The sequence below is a fragment of the Pseudomonas sp. RW3S2 genome (assembly GCF_014268955.1).
Classification (GTDB): Bacteria; Pseudomonadota; Gammaproteobacteria; order Pseudomonadales; family Pseudomonadaceae; genus Aquipseudomonas; species Aquipseudomonas wayambapalatensis.
Genome location: NZ_JABWRM010000001.1, coordinates 400,096 through 414,974, shown reverse-complemented (window position 1 = coordinate 414,974; position 14,879 = coordinate 400,096). Strand labels below are relative to the sequence as shown.

At 65.2% G+C, this 14,879-nt stretch carries 10 protein-coding genes; 6 read left to right on the top strand and 4 right to left on the bottom strand.

The genetic code is table 11. The features are described 5' to 3' along the window. Positions 1-56: 56 nt before the first annotated feature. Positions 57-530 carry a hypothetical protein gene (locus tag HU748_RS01960; protein WP_186719016.1) on the top strand — a complete coding sequence of 158 codons (474 nt, stop codon included), beginning with the start codon at positions 57-59 and terminating at the stop codon, positions 528-530. Between the two features lie 134 nt (positions 531-664). Next, entirely contained in the window at positions 665-901 is a 237-nt protein-coding gene (locus HU748_RS01955; RefSeq protein WP_202885218.1) for a hypothetical protein, read from the top strand. Between the two features lie 185 nt (positions 902-1,086). Here the strand turns inward: HU748_RS01955 and nirD are convergent, their stop codons facing one another. The 3 genes from nirD to HU748_RS01940 form a co-directional block, all read right to left on the bottom strand. Then, positions 1,087-1,449: a nitrite reductase small subunit NirD gene (nirD, locus tag HU748_RS01950; RefSeq protein WP_151926318.1), complete on the bottom strand. Its 363-nt coding sequence runs from the start codon at positions 1,447-1,449 to the stop codon at positions 1,087-1,089. Next, a complete protein-coding gene (gene nirB / locus HU748_RS01945) occupies positions 1,449-4,001 on the bottom strand; it encodes a nitrite reductase large subunit NirB (RefSeq protein ID WP_186719014.1) in 2,553 nt (850 codons plus the stop codon). The genes nirD and nirB overlap by 1 nt, the downstream gene beginning before the upstream one ends. A gap of 321 nt (positions 4,002-4,322) precedes the next feature. Beyond that, a complete protein-coding gene (locus tag HU748_RS01940) occupies positions 4,323-8,351 on the bottom strand; it encodes a bifunctional nitrate reductase/sulfite reductase flavoprotein subunit alpha (RefSeq protein WP_186719012.1) in 4,029 nt (1,342 codons plus the stop codon). Between the two features lie 337 nt (positions 8,352-8,688). Between HU748_RS01940 and HU748_RS01935 the strand changes: the two genes are divergently transcribed. From HU748_RS01935 to HU748_RS01920, 4 genes are all read left to right on the top strand, one after another. Next, on the top strand, positions 8,689-8,892 hold the full coding sequence (locus tag HU748_RS01935; RefSeq protein ID WP_054890915.1) for a ParD-like family protein: 204 nt from the start codon (positions 8,689-8,691) through the stop codon (positions 8,890-8,892). Continuing rightward, a complete protein-coding gene (gene map, locus HU748_RS01930; protein ID WP_065862187.1) occupies positions 8,889-9,665 on the top strand; it encodes a type I methionyl aminopeptidase in 777 nt (258 codons plus the stop codon). The genes HU748_RS01935 and map overlap by 4 nt, the downstream gene beginning before the upstream one ends. A 69-nt stretch (positions 9,666-9,734) precedes the next feature. Then, a complete protein-coding gene (locus HU748_RS01925) occupies positions 9,735-10,427 on the top strand; it encodes a DUF1266 domain-containing protein (protein WP_186667097.1) in 693 nt (230 codons plus the stop codon). Further along, a complete protein-coding gene (locus tag HU748_RS01920; protein ID WP_186719010.1) occupies positions 10,424-13,102 on the top strand; it encodes a DUF805 domain-containing protein in 2,679 nt (892 codons plus the stop codon). The genes HU748_RS01925 and HU748_RS01920 overlap by 4 nt, the downstream gene beginning before the upstream one ends. On the opposite strand, the gene HU748_RS01915 is transcribed toward HU748_RS01920, so the two are convergent. Next, on the bottom strand, positions 13,103-14,809 hold the full coding sequence (locus HU748_RS01915) for a molecular chaperone HscC (RefSeq protein WP_186719007.1): 1,707 nt from the start codon (positions 14,807-14,809) through the stop codon (positions 13,103-13,105). Between the last annotated feature and the right edge of the window lie 70 nt (positions 14,810-14,879).

Below are 14,879 nucleotides of genomic sequence, written 5' to 3'. Positions count from 1 at the left end.
GATGAAGACACCTCAGCGGCGCTGAAAACCGAATCCTTTCCCTGTATACGACCGTCATGAAAATCATCAAACTCACCGAAAACCACGACGGATACACTCTAGACAGCAGCGAATACCCAGCTTATGTCGAGAGCGTAAAGCATTTACTCCCAGAGAATATTTACACTTTTATGAGCAGTGCTTGGCACTACAATCCCTCCGACTCCCGATGCTTACATGACGCCCGGCTAAAAAGCATTAGATTCGAAGAGCATGACATCGACGAATGCTACGCCAACACCGCTCAAATAATCCTAAACGGAGCTTACGGAGACACCCTGACGCTTACCTATACAAAAGTCTCAAGTTACTCCGTCGAAAAAAGACCCACAGAGTGGCCTGCCAACCAATCCACTCACGGCGACCTCATAACTGACGAAATGACAATAATGGACAACACCAGCAAGCTTCGGCACGAATTGGTATTCGAGGACGCCACTGTAAAAATAATCTTCGAGAACTTTGATTTCAAAATAGACACACAGAAATGATTAAAACACTTCTTCAGGGGCGGACTTTAGTTTCCGAGATCAAGTCGGACACACCACAATCCAGAACCTGGATAGAGTTATCCCTGCAGGACCATCTAATCCCTGCGTATCCACTGAGGACCGAACCCTACTCAATGATCGGGCATTCCCCTTACGCCGACCAATGCCGCATTGAAGAGGCGCGCTTCAAAGCTCGGCTGAACACGTTCAACGCCGAAGATATAGAGCAGGCGCTAGACCCCTCGTACGATCGAGTTGGCTCATTCAGAGCACTTGAATCAATAGCTGAGCTGAAGGTCTTTCTCAGCAAAAACAGTCTGGTTCTGGAGGACTTTGTCGATGCCTCGGATGTGGATGAATATCCATTGTGAACAAGCCGTGGAGCCACCTTTATCCGAGGACCTGCAAACGTGCCAGACCCAAGGCCTGCGCAGTACCTGTGGGAGCGGGTTTACCCGCGAAGCAAACACCGCGGTAGATGGCACCGGCTTTGCCGGTGTTCGCGGGCAAGCCCGCTCCCACAGGTACTGCACAGGCCGGGCAGGAGCCATACCTGCTAGAAACAGCGAATCTCGACCTGCCCCCCTTCCATCCGCACCGGCCACACCCGCAACCGCTGCCCCGCATCCTCCAGGCAACGCCCATCACGCAAGCTGAAATGCTGCTTGTACAACGGCGCCGCCACCACCAGCTCGCCTTGCAGGCTGCCGATCAATCCCCGCCCGATAACATTGGCCCCTGAACGCGGGTCGCGGTTGTCCACGGCATACAGTGTCTGCTCCTGCCCGGGCAGGTAGAACAGCGCGACCTGTTCGCCGTCGAGCCAGACCACCACCCCCGAGTCGGCAATCAGATCATCGACCCGGCACACTGACTGCCAGATATCCTGTGGCGCAACGACAGCATTAGACAGGTTCATCAAACGAGCTCCTCGACAGTAGGGATCAACTCCAGCGGCGTAGCCGGTCGACGCTGTTCGCGCTCACGCACGAAATGCACATCCGGGTCAGGCCGCTGGTCGTTGACGAAGGTGCGGAAGCGCTTGAGCTTCTCCGGGTCTTTCAAGGCGTTGGCCCATTCGCATTCGTAGCGGTCGACCACATGCTGCATCTGCGCTTCCAGCTCGTCGGCGAGGCCCAGGCTATCGTCGAGAATCACCGCCTTGAGATAGTCCAGCCCGCCGTCCAGGCCTTCGCGCCACACCGAGGTGCGCTGCAGTTTGTCGGCGGTGCGGATGTAGAACATCAGCACGCGGTCGATCAGGCGGATCAGGGTGTCGTCGTCCAGATCGGTGGCGAACAGTTCGGCATGGCGCGGGCGCATGCCACCGTTGCCACAAACGTACAGGTTCCACCCCTTGTCGGTGGCGATCACGCCGATATCCTTGCTCTGCGCCTCGGCGCATTCACGGGTGCAGCCGGACACCGCGAACTTGAGCTTGTGCGGCGAGCGTAGGCCCTTGTAGCGGTCTTCGATACGCAGGGCCATGGCAACGCTGTCCTGCACGCCGTAGCGGCACCAGGTGCTGCCCACGCACGACTTCACCGTGCGGGTCGACTTGCCATAGGCGTGGCCGGTTTCGAAGCCTGCCTCGATCAGCTCGCCCCAGATCAGCGGCAACTCGTGCAACTGCGCGCCGAACAAATCGATGCGCTGGCCGCCGGTAATCTTGGTGTAGAGGTCGTATTTCTTCGCCACCTGGCCGATCACGATCAACTTGTCGGGGGTGATTTCACCACCCGGGATGCGCGGCACCACCGAGTAGGTGCCGTTCTTCTGCATGTTGGCCATGAAGGTGTCGTTGGTGTCCTGCAGCGGCACCAGCGAGGGGTCCATGATCGGCTGGTTCCAGCACGAGGCGAGGATCGAACCCACGGTCGGCTTGCAGATGTCGCAACCGACATGCCCCTTGCCGTGGCGCTCGAGCAGCTCGTTGAAGGTTCGAATCCCCTCGACCCGCACCAGTGCATACAACTCCTGACGGGTATAGGCAAAGTGCTCGCACAGGCTCTTGTCGACCGTCACGCCACGCGCGGTCAGTTCGTGCTCGAACACCTGCTTGAGCAGCGCCGCACAGCCACCACAGCCGCTGGCCGCCTTGGTGCAGCCCTTGACCGCCGCCAGGTCCGCGCAGCCACTGTCGATGGCCGCGCAGATCGCGCCCTTGCTGACGTTGTGGCAGGAGCAGATGGTCGCGCTGTCGGGCAGGGCATCGGCGCCCAGCGTCGGCGCGCCGCCGCTCTGCGGCAGGATCAGCGCCGCCGGATCCTGCGGCAGGGCGATGCCGTTTTGCACGTACTGCAGCAGCGTGTCGTAGTAGCTGTTGTCGCCGACCAGCACCGCGCCGATCACCCGCTTGCCGCTGGCGTCGACCACCAGGCGGCGGTAGCTGGCGTTGGCCTCGTCGATGTATCGGTAACTGCGGGCGCCTGGAGTGGCGCCGTGGGCGTCGCCGATGGAGCCGACATCGACCCCCAGCAGCTTGAGCTTGGTCGACATGTCGGCACCGCTGAACTCGGCACTGGCCGCGCCGACCAGCAGCGCAGCGAGGTTGCGCGCCATGCTGTAGCCGGGCGCGACCAGCCCGAACACGCTGCCGTTCCACGACGCACACTCGCCGATGGCGAAGATCCGTGGATCGCTGGAACGGCAGTTGCCGTCGATGACCACGCCGCCGCGCGGCGCGATCTCCAGCTCGCAGGCACGCCCCAGGGCGTCACGCGGACGGATGCCGGCAGAGAACACGATCAGGTCGGTTTCCAGGTACTCGCCACCATCGAAGTTCATGCGATGGCGATACTCTTCTCCCGGGTCGATCGACTGGGTGGCGCGAGACAGATGCACGCCGACACCCAGCGCTTCGATCTGCGCACGCAAGGCCGCGCCTCCTTCATGATCGAGCTGCACCGGCATCAGCCGTGGCGCGAACTCCACGACATGAGCCTCCAGCCCCAGCGACTTGAGCGCATTGGCAGCCTCAAGGCCCAGCAGCCCACCGCCGACCACCACGCCACGCCGGGCCCCGGCAGCCGAGGCGCGGATGTCGTCAAGATCGTCGAGGGTGCGGTAGACCAAGCAGGCCGTGCCCGTGGAGCCTTCGATCGGCGGTACGAACGGGTAGGAGCCGGTGGCAAGGATCAGTTGGTCATAACCGTAGCGCCCCTGGGCGGTGACCACCTCGCCCAGCGTGCGGTCGATCTCCAGCACAGCTTCGTGCAGGTGCAGGTGCACGCCGTGCTGGGCATAGAAGTCGGGCTCGCACATAGCTAGTGTCTCGGCGCTACTGCCGGCGAAGTATTCCGACAAGTGCACACGGTCGTAGGCGCGCTGGCGCTCCTCGCCGAACACGCGCAGCTCGAAGCGCGCCAGGGCACCACGTTCGATCAGTTGCTCGACCAGGTGATGACCGACCATGCCGTTGCCGACAATGACCAGTCGCTCTCGTTGTCCGCCGTTCGCTGTTGCCTTCATAGCCGATCCTCGATCACGGTGTGCGGGGCGTGCCCGCGGCAAAGACAAAAAAAGGCGCCTGGAGCCGAAGCTCCAGGCGCCTTTGCCTGTACTCATCAGTGTGAGGCCCCTGTTGATCGCCGTTGATCAGTGGGGCTGTGTTGTAAACCGTTGAAAGCAGGGAGCGTGCCAAGGTCGGAATGGGTGCTGGCGCTGTCGCGTTGCAAGCCCGCTCCTGCGGGGTATGCAGCGTTGCGCGACCTGTGGCAGCGGGCGTGTCCGGCGACAGCGCCGCACGCGGCAACGCCTCAAGCCGGTGCACCCCTCCCCATCCCGGTGCACTCAATACACATCGCGTCGATAACGCTTGTTCTTGCCCAATCCCTCGACATAAGCCGCTGCCGCCTCGGCGCTCATCCGCCCGTGCTCGGCCACGACCTGGCGCAACGCAGCATCGACATCCTTGGCCATGCGCTGGGCATCGCCGCAGATGTAGAAGTACGCCCCTGCCTCCAGCCACTGCCACAGCTCGGCGCCCTGTTCGAGCATGCGCTGCTGCACGTACAGCTTCTCGGCCTGGTCACGCGAGAACGCCGTGCTCAGGCGCAGATGACCGCTGGCCTCCCAGGCCTGCAACTGCTCGCGGTAATAGAAATCGAAGGCAGCATGCTGCTCACCGAAGAACAGCCAGTTGCCGCCGGTCGCACCGCGGGCTTCGCGCTCTTCGAGAAAGGCACGAAACGGCGCGATACCGGTGCCAGGGCCGACCATGATGAGCGGTGAGGCATCGTCGTCCGGCAGTCGGAAATGCCGCGCGACCTGCGGGAAGATCGCCACCTCCAGCATTTCGGCGCGCTCGGCGAGGAAGCTTGAACTCACACCCTTTCGCTGGCCATAGCGCACGGTTGAAACGGTCAGGTGCACCTGCTGTGGATGGGCCTTGGGGCTGGAGCTGATCGAGTACATGCGTGGCTGCAAGGGTTTGAGCAGGGTCAGCCAGTGCTCGAGCGACAGTTGCGGCGCGAATGCCGCGAGCACATCGGCCAGCTGCCGCCCCCACAGCCACTCCTTGAGTTCGGCCTTGTGCTCGGGCAGCAACAGCCGACGCAGTTCACCTGCCTGCGGCGCCTGGCTGAAGGCGGCAAGCTGCTGCGACGTGACCCGGGCGATCTCCAGATGCCGCTCCATTGCCTCGGCCAACGGCATCGTCGGCAAGTCGGGCAGTTGCACGCACATCTGGCCATCGAGCCCCATCAGGCCGAGCAGCTCCTGGACCAGCGCCGGGCAGTTGCGCGGCCAGACACCCAGCGCATCGCCTGCCTCGTAGACCAGCCCGGTGCCTTGCAGGTCGAACACCACCTGGCGTGTCTCCTTGGTCGCTCCGGGCGCATTGAGCACACGGTTCTCGATGATGGGAGCCAGGCAGGGTTGCTGCTTGCCGAACACCCGCGCCGGCGGGGCTATGACGGGCGCTTCGGCCGTCGGCCCGAGCAGCGGCAGCAACGCCTGCAGCCAGGCGGCGAACGATGGGTCGAAGTCCGGTTCGCAATCGACCCGATCGAGCAGACGTCGGCCGCCCAGTTCAGCCAGGCGCTGGTCGAGCTTGCGGCCAAAGCCGCAGAACTGGTCGTAGCTGGAGTCACCCAGCGCCAGCACGGCGAAGGGCAGTGCCGCACACTGCGCCCCCTCCTCGCCCTGCAGCGCCTGCCAGAACGCCGAAGCGCAGTCAGGCGCATCGCCGTCACCAAAGGTGCTGGTGATCAGCAGCACGCTGGCGGCGCCACGCAATTGGCCGGGGCTGACTGCATCCATGCAGCTCAGCTCGACCGCCAGGCCCGCTTCGCGCAGACGGGCCGCACAGCGCTCGGCCAGCACCTCGCCATTGCCGGTCTGCGAGGCCCACAGCACCCGATGCCGGGCGACCTCGGCCATGGCGACCGGCGCCACCACCGGCTGGGCGAACAGGCCGGCGATCAAGCCATCGACGAACAGCCGACTGGCGGGCGCCAGCGGCGCACCGGGCGGCAGGCTGGGCACACCCGGTGTACGCGCCTGCCCAAGGCCGAGCAGGAAGCCCTGCAGGTAATGACGCTCCTCGTCAGCCAGGACGGGGGCCGGCAGGCTGTCCAGGCCGAGCAGGCGAGACAGGGTGTCGGTGGGCATGGTGGCAGGCTCCGTAGGGATCGCGCAGGGTAGCTCGAGTGCCTCGATGCGTTCGCCCGCAACCCGCTCCAGGGTCACGGCGCAATGCTTGAAGGCCGGTTGCAGGGAAGTTGGATCGACCGCGTCGCAGGTCACGGCGTTGATCGCCAGTTGCTCGCCATACAGGTCGTTCCAGTGAAAAGGGGCAAAGCAGTTGCCGACCAGCACCCGCTCGCTGATGCGTGCCGGCAGCACGGCCTGGCCGCGGCGCGAGCGAATCGCCACCTGGTCCTTGTCGGCGATGCCCAGGCGTCGGGCGTCCTGCGGATTAATCTCGACGAAGGGACCGGGCTCGAGCTTGTTCAGGCTCGGCACCTTGCCGGTCTTGGTCAGGGTGTGCCACTGGTGCTGCACGCGGCCGGTGTTGAGCACCAGCGGAAAGTCGGCATCCGGCAGCTCGGCCGGCGCCAGCCAGGGCCGGGCGAAGAACCGCGCCTTGCCACTGGGCGTGGGAAAGGCCAGCGCGGGTCGCTCGCCTTGGGCGTCATGCAGCAGCGCCTGGCTGCTGCCGTCGTTGAGATAGCGCAGCGGGCTGCGATCGTCCGCGCGTCCGGGGGCGCTTGGCCACTGGCGCGGTTTGTCGCGTAGCTCGGCGTAGCCGATGCCGCGCAGGTCATAGCCGGTGGCGGGGTTCCAGAAACGGCGGATCTCGTCGTACACCGCTTCGGCATCGGCATAGCTGAACGCCTCGGCATAGCCCATGGCACAGGCGATGCGGGCAATGATGCGCCAATCCTCAAGGGTTTCGCCGGGCGCTGCGACTGCACGCGGCATCAGGGTGAGGTTGCGCTCGCTGTTGATCATCACACCCTCGCCCTCGGCCCACAGCGCGGCAGGCAGGAGGATATCGGCATGGCGGTTGGTCTCGGTGTCGAGGAAAGCGTCCTGGGCGATCACCAACTGCGCCTCGTGCAGGCCGTCGATCACCTGTTGGCGGTTGGCGACGCTGGCCACCGGGTTGCTGCAGATGATCCAGCAGGCCTTCACTTCCCCGGCCTTCATCTGCTCGAACAGCGCCACCGTGCCTTCACCGCCTTCGCTGCGCAGCGCGCCCGGCGCCAGGCCCCACTGCTGCTCGACAAAAGCACGGTCGCCCGCCACCTGCGCCGAACGCTGGCCCGGCAGGCCTGGGCCCATGTAGCCCATCTCACGGCCGCCCATGGCGTTGGGCTGGCCGGTCAGCGAGAACGGTCCGCTGCCAGGACGGCAGATCGCGCCGGTGGCCAAGTGCAGGTTGCACAGCGCGTTGCTGTGCCAGGTGCCATGGATGCTCTGGTTGAGGCCCATGGTCCAGCAGCTCATCCACTCCGACGCCCCGCCGATCCAGGCAGCCGCCTGACGGATATCGGCCTCGGCAAGGCCGGTCAGGGCCGCGACCCGCTCGGGGGTATAGTCGGCGAGAAAGGCCGGCATGTCGTCCCAGCCCTCGGTGTGACGGGCGATGAAATCGCTGTCGGTGTGGCCGTTCTCGTGCAGCAGGTAGAGCAAGCCGTTGAGCAGGGCCAGATCACTGCCCGGGCGCACCTGCAGGAACAGGTCGGCCTTGTCGGCGGTGGCACTGCGGCGCGGGTCGACGACAATCAGCCTGGCCCCGGCCTTGACTCGGTCGAGCAGGCGCAGGAACAGGATCGGATGACAGTCGGCCATGTTGGCGCCAATGACGAAGAACACCTCGGCACGCTCGAAATCCTGGTAGCTGCCCGGTGGACCATCGGCGCCCAGCGACTGCTTGTAGCCGCTGCCGGCACTGGCCATGCACAGCCGCGAGTTGGACTCGATATGGCGCGTGCGGATAAAGCCCTTGGCCAGCTTGTTGGCCAGGTACTGAGCCTCCAGCGACATCTGCCCTGACACATAGAGTGCCACGGCATCCGGCCCGTGCTGGTCGATGATCGCGCGCAGGCGCGCGGCCGATTGCGCAATGGCCTCGTCCATGCCCGTGCGCACCGGCTGCTGGCTGCGCTGCTGGCGCAAGAAAGCGTGCTCCATGCGCCCGGCAGCGGACAGTGGCAGGTGTGCGGTGAGGCCCTTGGTGCACAGGCGTCCGAAGTTGCTCGGGTGCTGCTTGTCGCCGCTGACCTTGGTGACCTTGCCCTCGGCCACGGTCATGACGATGCCGCACCCGACCCCGCAATACGGGCAAACGCTGCGCACCTCGCTGCTGCTCATGGGCGGTCTCCCTGAAAACGCAAAAGGCGCCGGCTACCCGGCCTGCAGGGCAAGCGGGTAACACGGCGCCTTTGTCGTGAAGATTTAGGGCCCCTCGGCGTTGAGGGGTCCGGATGCAGTTGAATCAGCAATTTGCGGGCCAGTTGCGCGATGGCGGTGGCCATGTCGCGGACAAACCCGCGCCCACAGGCCTGCACAGCCCCCAGGGGGCGGGTCGACCCGCGAAAACATCGACGCGATATCCGCCCCATCTTGATGCCCCCGCGCACCAGAAGATGACACGACGCCCAACCGACTATATGATCCGTATACGTTTCATATACCAGGAAGACTCCCCATGGGCATCGTCAAGATCTGCGACGACCTCCACGAAGACCTGCGCATCGCCAGCGCCGCGATGTCGCGCTCGATCAACGCCCAGGCCGAACACTGGATCCGCATCGGCATGCTTGCCGAACTGCATCCCCAGGCCACTTACCAGGAACTGCTGCGCCAACTGTTGCGTCAGGAACAAGCGAATCTCAAGGAGCTGCTGCAATGAGCGAGGTGATACTCAAGAACCCGGAGCAGCTGGCACTGATGCGCAGGGCCGGGCAGTTGCTGGCACAGGTGTTCGCCGACCTTGACGGTTTCATCCGCGCCGGGGTGACCACGATGCAGATCAACGACCGTGCCGAAGCCTTCATCGTCGAGACGCTCAAGGCGCGCCCGGCGAGCAAGGGCCAGTACGGCTTCCCCTATTCGCTGAACACCTCGGTGGACCACGTCGTCTGCCATGGCATGCCCAAGGTTGACGAGGTGCTGCAGGAAGGCTCGATCATCAACGTCGACATCACCCTGGAACAGGGCGGCTACATTGCCGACTCGTCGAAGATGTACCGCATCGGCGCAATCAGCGAGGAGGCCCGGCGCCTGGTCGACACCACCTACGAGGCGCTGTGGAAAGGCATCGAACAGGTGCGCCCCGGCGCCACCCTGGGCGATATCGGCCACGCCATCCAGCAGTTCGCCGAGGCGGCGGGCTACAGCGTGGTACGCGAGTACTGCGGCCACGGCATCGGCCGGCAGATGCACGAAGCGCCGCAGGTGCTGCACTACGGCCAACGCGGCATGGGCCTGAAACTCAAGCCGGGGATGGTGTTCACCATCGAGCCGATGATCAACCAGGGCGCCCGCGGCACACGCACGCTGAAGGATGGCTGGACGGTGATCACCCGCGATGGCGGGCTGTCGGCGCAGTGGGAGCACACGGTCGCGGTGACCGAGCAGGGCTATGAGGTGCTGACGCTGCGAGCGGAAGAAGGCCGGCGTTGAGGCCTGCGTAGACGGCGCCCTTGCTGCCTCTCTACAATCGCGCCACACCCCTCGCCCCGGACACTCTTCATGGACGAATCCGCACAGCATTGGCTGCACGCCCTCTCCGCCCCGATGGCCGCACTCAACGGTGCCAGCTACACCGCCGCCGAGTACTTCGAAGGCGAAGACCAGACCGACCTGGAAAGCGGCTGGGGCATCAGCACCCGTGCCCAGTTGCTCGACGTGCTCGGCATGGCCGACAACGGCCACGCCAGCGAGATGAGCAACGCCTACTGGCAGTTCCAGCGCTGCCTGCCAAGCCAGTGGCAGGCGCTGCTCGCAACCCTGACGCCACGTGACCGGGTCAAGTACAGCTACGCCGCACGCACCTTTCCCGACTGCGGCCCGGGCGGAACCCGCGCCTGGGACATCGGACGCATGAGTTTTCTGCTGCGCGCCGGTGTGAAGAAGGGCCATATCAGCCGCGACGAAAGCCTCTACCTGCACTATCGCCTGGCCTTGCGCGCTCGCCATTACTACAACCGCTGGGATAGCTACATCGCCGGGTATTTGTTCGGCAAGGCGCTGTGGAATGTCTCCGACAGCAGCGACGAGACCTTTGCCGCCAACCTGGAGCGCCAAGGCAACGAACACTGGAATCGCTGCATTGCCCTGAACCTGAGGATCGGCGCCAACGCGCTGCTCGCCGACCTGCCCTGGGAGCTGCCGTTGCCCGAGCCGGAACGCCCGGCATCACTGGAAGAGGACTGCTGGTCATGAGTTGCTGGATTCGCCTGGGCATCGAGCCGACCCAGGACCTCGACACCATCCGCCAGGCCTACCGCGGCCGCCTGCCGACGCACCATCCGGAAACCGACCCCGAAGGCTTCCAGGCCCTGCGCGCCGCCTACGAAGAAGCGCAGCGCCTGGCGCGTGAACACGCCGAAACCGGCGCGGCACCCGAGCAGCAAGCAGCCGACGGGCAGAGCGAAGCGTCCACCAGCGAAGCCTTCGAGGCGTTCCATGCACTGCTCGAAGACTCCACTCGCCGTTACGAACCCCAAGCCTGGCAGGACTACATCGCCCAGCTCGACGAACTGCCCCTGGAGCAACTGGAAGACCTCAGCTGGCGACTGCTGCACAACCTGCGCAACTGCGGACCGATCTCGTACCAGTGCGCGCGCCTGCTGGCCCGGCGCATGGGCTGGGCCGAGCAGTTGCTGCGCCTGGCGCCGGAGGATGCCCAGGAGATAGAAGCCTTCCTGCAACGCATCGAGGAGCCCGATCCGTTCGACACCCGCCTGATGCACAGCTGGTCGCCCGCCGCGCAACTGGAAACCCTTTGGTACTTCCGCAGCCTTGGCTACTACCATCAGGAGCGCCCGCTGTTCGAGTACGCACAGTTCGCCGGGTACCACACCTGCGTGGCGTTCCCTGACGACGAACACCTGGTCCAGCGTCTGACCGAACAGTTCAGCCAGGTCGGCATCGGCAGCCTCACCCTGCATGCACGCCTGCAGTTGCAGCACCAGCAGGCGCCGGACGATGTCGACCTGCTGTTCCTGCTGGCCCGCCAGGCCGACGCCCTGGGCGCCGAGCAGCAAGCCCTGGACTGCTGGCTACGGCTGTGGCGCGAACATCGCCACCCGCAGGCCGAACGCTGGCTGCTCGACCTCTGCGCGCGCTACCAGCCGCAACGCCTGCCCCTGCTGATCCAGGCCCTCGACCAGCAGAGCACACCCGAGACCTGGCCCGCCGACCTGGCCGATCCGGCACAGGTCTTGGGCAGCCCGGCACAGTCGCCGCAGACACTGGCGCGCTGGTCCGAAGCCTCGCGCCTGGGCCTTGAGGGCATCGCCGCCACCTACATCGACTGGCGCCTGGACGGCGACGACGAACTGCCGCTGCTCGCCTGGCTGTTGCCCAATCAGGAAGATCGCGAACTGCACCGCCGCTACTGGCAGGCCTGGGCCCTGCAACGCGGTGAAGCCGGCTTGCTGCGCACCATTGTCGATGAGCGCCTGGGCAACGACCCGCTCGATGCCTTGATCCTCGAGGGCTTCCAGCGCCAGGCTGCGCAGCAACTGCATTGGCTCGAACACTCACCGGTGGCGCGTGCATTGACGGAGTACTGCGCACGTGACGAGGGGCCTGTGGAACTGCCAGAGGCGCTCAAGTCCGACGCACTGCACCCGGCCTGCCGCGAGTGGCTGCGGCGCATGCGGGTCTATTCGCCCCGAGCGCTGGGCGAGCTGAACGAGCATTTCGACATGCGCCGCATGTTCACCGTGCCGTTCGGCCTGGTGCTGATGGAAGAACTGGCACTGAACGGCATTGAGCTGCCGCCGATGGTCGAGGGCGAAGCGCTGTGGAACTGGCATCGCCAGCAGTTGTTCATGCTGGCCACGGCGCAACAGCCGCAACGCTGGCTGGACCTGGCGCCACCGCAACTGGCCGCCCAGCTCACCTATCCGAGCGACCATCCGTTCGCCCCCCTGCACAAGGTGCTGATCGCCCGTCAGGCTCAGTTCAACGAACACAATGCCCTGCTCGGCTGGATGGACGATCGCGATCCGATGCAGGCCCTGGTTGCCAGCCGCCTGCAAACCCTGGGCTACGTGTTCGGCAGCACTCGCCTGCCCGGCGCGGTCCGCCTGCTCGAATGCCTGGAAGAAGACGTTGGCACCCTCGACGACCACCCACTGGGCTACATGCTGCTGTGCGCCGTGCTGTACCACGACCCCGAGCTCGATGCTCAACAGCGCGCCCGCTTGCGCGATCGCCTCGAGGCACTGAACAACGACAGCCCCTGGTTCGCTCCGCTGCGCGACGGCCTGATCGCCGGCAAGGTCAAACGCCCGCCGCGCCAAGCGGTGGAGCAGGAAGAGAAGGTCGACGGCAAGCTGCTCAACGAGATCCTCGACGCCTTCAATCACCTGGTCAAATCCGCATCCCCGCCAGGCACCCGCGCCTTGATGCGCCTGCAGAAAGCCAAGGACGATCCGGACCAGGACACCGGCCTGCGCTGCGCCAGCATGGCGATACTGGCCCGCGCCGAGCGTCTGCTGATGGCTCGCGTCAGCCAGACGCCGGTGCCCTCCTGGGCGTTCTGGCGCCTGGACAGCCGTCTCAATCGCAGCGACCTGATCGCCCACGTGATCGTGCTGCTGCTGGCGGGCACGGTGCTGACCACCGCGACCAAGAGCCCGATGCTCTGGACCCTTGTCGTATTGCTGCTGTTGACATCCTTCCTGCGGCGCTTGCGCGACTTGGGCCAGGGCGTCTGGGCACTGGTGGGGTTGCTGGCCGTCAGCCGCCTGCTGCCGTTCGCACCGCTGCTTCTGGTGGGGCTACCCGGCGACAAGCTGGCCAACCGCTATGGCCCTTCACCGGACGACCCCGACCAGTTGCAACTGGGCCTGCAAGTGGCCCTGCGGCGCCTGAACCATCCCTGATCAGTAGCGCAGCTCGTCCAGCGCCTGGCTCAATTGCTGGCGCTGGCGACTGATCTCGCTGGCCTGCTGGCCAGCGAGCACGGCATTGAAGGCATCCAGCCAACTGCCGATAAGGTCGCGCTCATCCCCCAGGCTCTGCATCCAGGCGCGCTCCAGGCGAGCCAGCAGGGTGCGGTTGGGCAAGGCGTCGCGCGGGTGAATCTTCAATCTCGCCAGGCGCTCGTGGCTGGCCTGGCGGGCGTCGCTGTCCAGCCCGGTCGGGCTGCGGTCGATGCTGTGGCTGTGCTTGTGCCCGGTTTCGAGGAACGTCACGTCCACTTCGAGCAGGCCATTGATGTCGTAGCTGAAGCGCACATCCAGCGACTGCACCTGGCCGGTCGGCTGCAATGGAATCTCGAAGCTGTCGACCAGAATGTTGTCGCGCACCCATGGCCGCTCGCCCTGGTACACGGCGATGCGCACCACTTTCTGTTCCGGATGGCTGCTGTAGAAGCGCTGCACACGCGAGGTGGGGATCACCGTGTTGCGTTCGATGATCGGGGTAAAGGCTCCGGACACTTCCTCGCCACGGGACGAGGCGACACCCAGGGTGTAAGGACAGACGTCGGTCAGGATCAACTCGTCGATCGCCGAATCCCGCGCCTTGCAGGCTGCCTGGCTGGCGGCGCCAAGAGCGACGATGGTGTCCGGATCGAGGTGGCGATACGGCAGGCGGCCGAACAGCTTGGCCACCAGTTGCTGGATCTGCGGCATGCGCGTGGCCCCACCGACCAGCACCAGGCTGTCCAGTTCGCGCGGGCTCAGGCGCGCATCACGCAGGGCCTGCTCGATGGGGGTCCGTACCCGTGCCAGCAACGGCGCCCAGATCGACTGCAGCCGGGCCTGGTCGAGCACCCATTCGCGGGCCTGGCCATCGCCGCTCCAGTTCAGGGTGCGGCTGCCCTCGCCCACCTCGCGTTTCAGTTGCTCGATCGCATCATGCAGGCTCGACAGCGCCTGGGGCTCCAGGGCTTCGGCACTGAGGTTCCAGTCGCGCAGGCAGGCATTGAGCAAGGCCTCGGTGAAATCCTCGCCCCCCAGATAGTTGTCACCGGTTGAAGCATGCACTTCGATCAGCGGCAAGGCGTATTCCAGCACAGTGACGTCGAAGGTCCCGCCGCCCAGGTCGAACACCAGGGTGCGCTCGAACTTCTGCTCGTGCAGCCCGTAGGCCATGGCGGCCGCGGTCGGCTCGTTGATCAGGCGCTGCACTTTCAGCCCCGCCAGCTCCGCAGCGAAGACCGTGCGCTTGCGCTGTTCGTCGCTGAAATAGGCCGGCACCGAGATCACCGCTTCGCTGACCGGGCACCCCAGATACGCTTCGGCATCCAGCTTCAACGCGCCCAGCACCAGGGCCGAGAGCTCTTCGGGGGTGAAACGGTGCTCGCCGAGCTCGAAACGCTTGTCACTGCCCATGTAGCGCTTGAAGGCCGCAGCGGTGCGATGGGGATGGGTGGTCAGCCGGGCGCGGGCAGCGCTGCCCACCAGGATGCTGCCATCGTCGTCGACGCTGACCACCGACGGCGTCAGCACCTCGCCCACGGCGTTGGCGATCAGCTGCGCCTTACCGTCCTGCCAGACTGCGATAAGGCTGTTGGTGGTCCCCAGGTCGATACCCAGCAGTGGGGTCGACGGCGTGGGCGTTGGAGAGGTGCTGGCATCCTGCATGGTCGGTCTCTGCTTGCAAGGTAGAGCCGGCGCGCGGCCTGCTGGCTGCATCCGGCGTGTAGGGGGATTC

Excerpts from the sequence above, each read along its gene's own strand:
- HU748_RS01960 (WP_186719016.1), top strand. The coding sequence starts at position 57 with ATGAAAATCATCAAACTCACCGAAAACCACGACGGATACACTCTAGAC.
- HU748_RS01955 (WP_202885218.1), top strand. The coding sequence starts at position 665 with ATGATCGGGCATTCCCCTTACGCCGACCAATGCCGCATTGAAGAGGCG.
- nirD (WP_151926318.1), bottom strand. The coding sequence starts at position 1,449 with ATGAACCTGTCTAATGCTGTCGTTGCGCCACAGGATATCTGGCAGTCA.
- nirB (WP_186719014.1), bottom strand. The coding sequence starts at position 4,001 with ATGAAGGCAACAGCGAACGGCGGACAACGAGAGCGACTGGTCATTGTC.
- HU748_RS01940 (WP_186719012.1), bottom strand. The coding sequence starts at position 8,351 with ATGAGCAGCAGCGAGGTGCGCAGCGTTTGCCCGTATTGCGGGGTCGGG.
- HU748_RS01935 (WP_054890915.1), top strand. The coding sequence starts at position 8,689 with ATGGGCATCGTCAAGATCTGCGACGACCTCCACGAAGACCTGCGCATC.
- map (WP_065862187.1), top strand. The coding sequence starts at position 8,889 with ATGAGCGAGGTGATACTCAAGAACCCGGAGCAGCTGGCACTGATGCGC.
- HU748_RS01925 (WP_186667097.1), top strand. The coding sequence starts at position 9,735 with ATGGACGAATCCGCACAGCATTGGCTGCACGCCCTCTCCGCCCCGATG.
- HU748_RS01920 (WP_186719010.1), top strand. The coding sequence starts at position 10,424 with ATGAGTTGCTGGATTCGCCTGGGCATCGAGCCGACCCAGGACCTCGAC.
- HU748_RS01915 (WP_186719007.1), bottom strand. The coding sequence starts at position 14,809 with ATGCAGGATGCCAGCACCTCTCCAACGCCCACGCCGTCGACCCCACTG.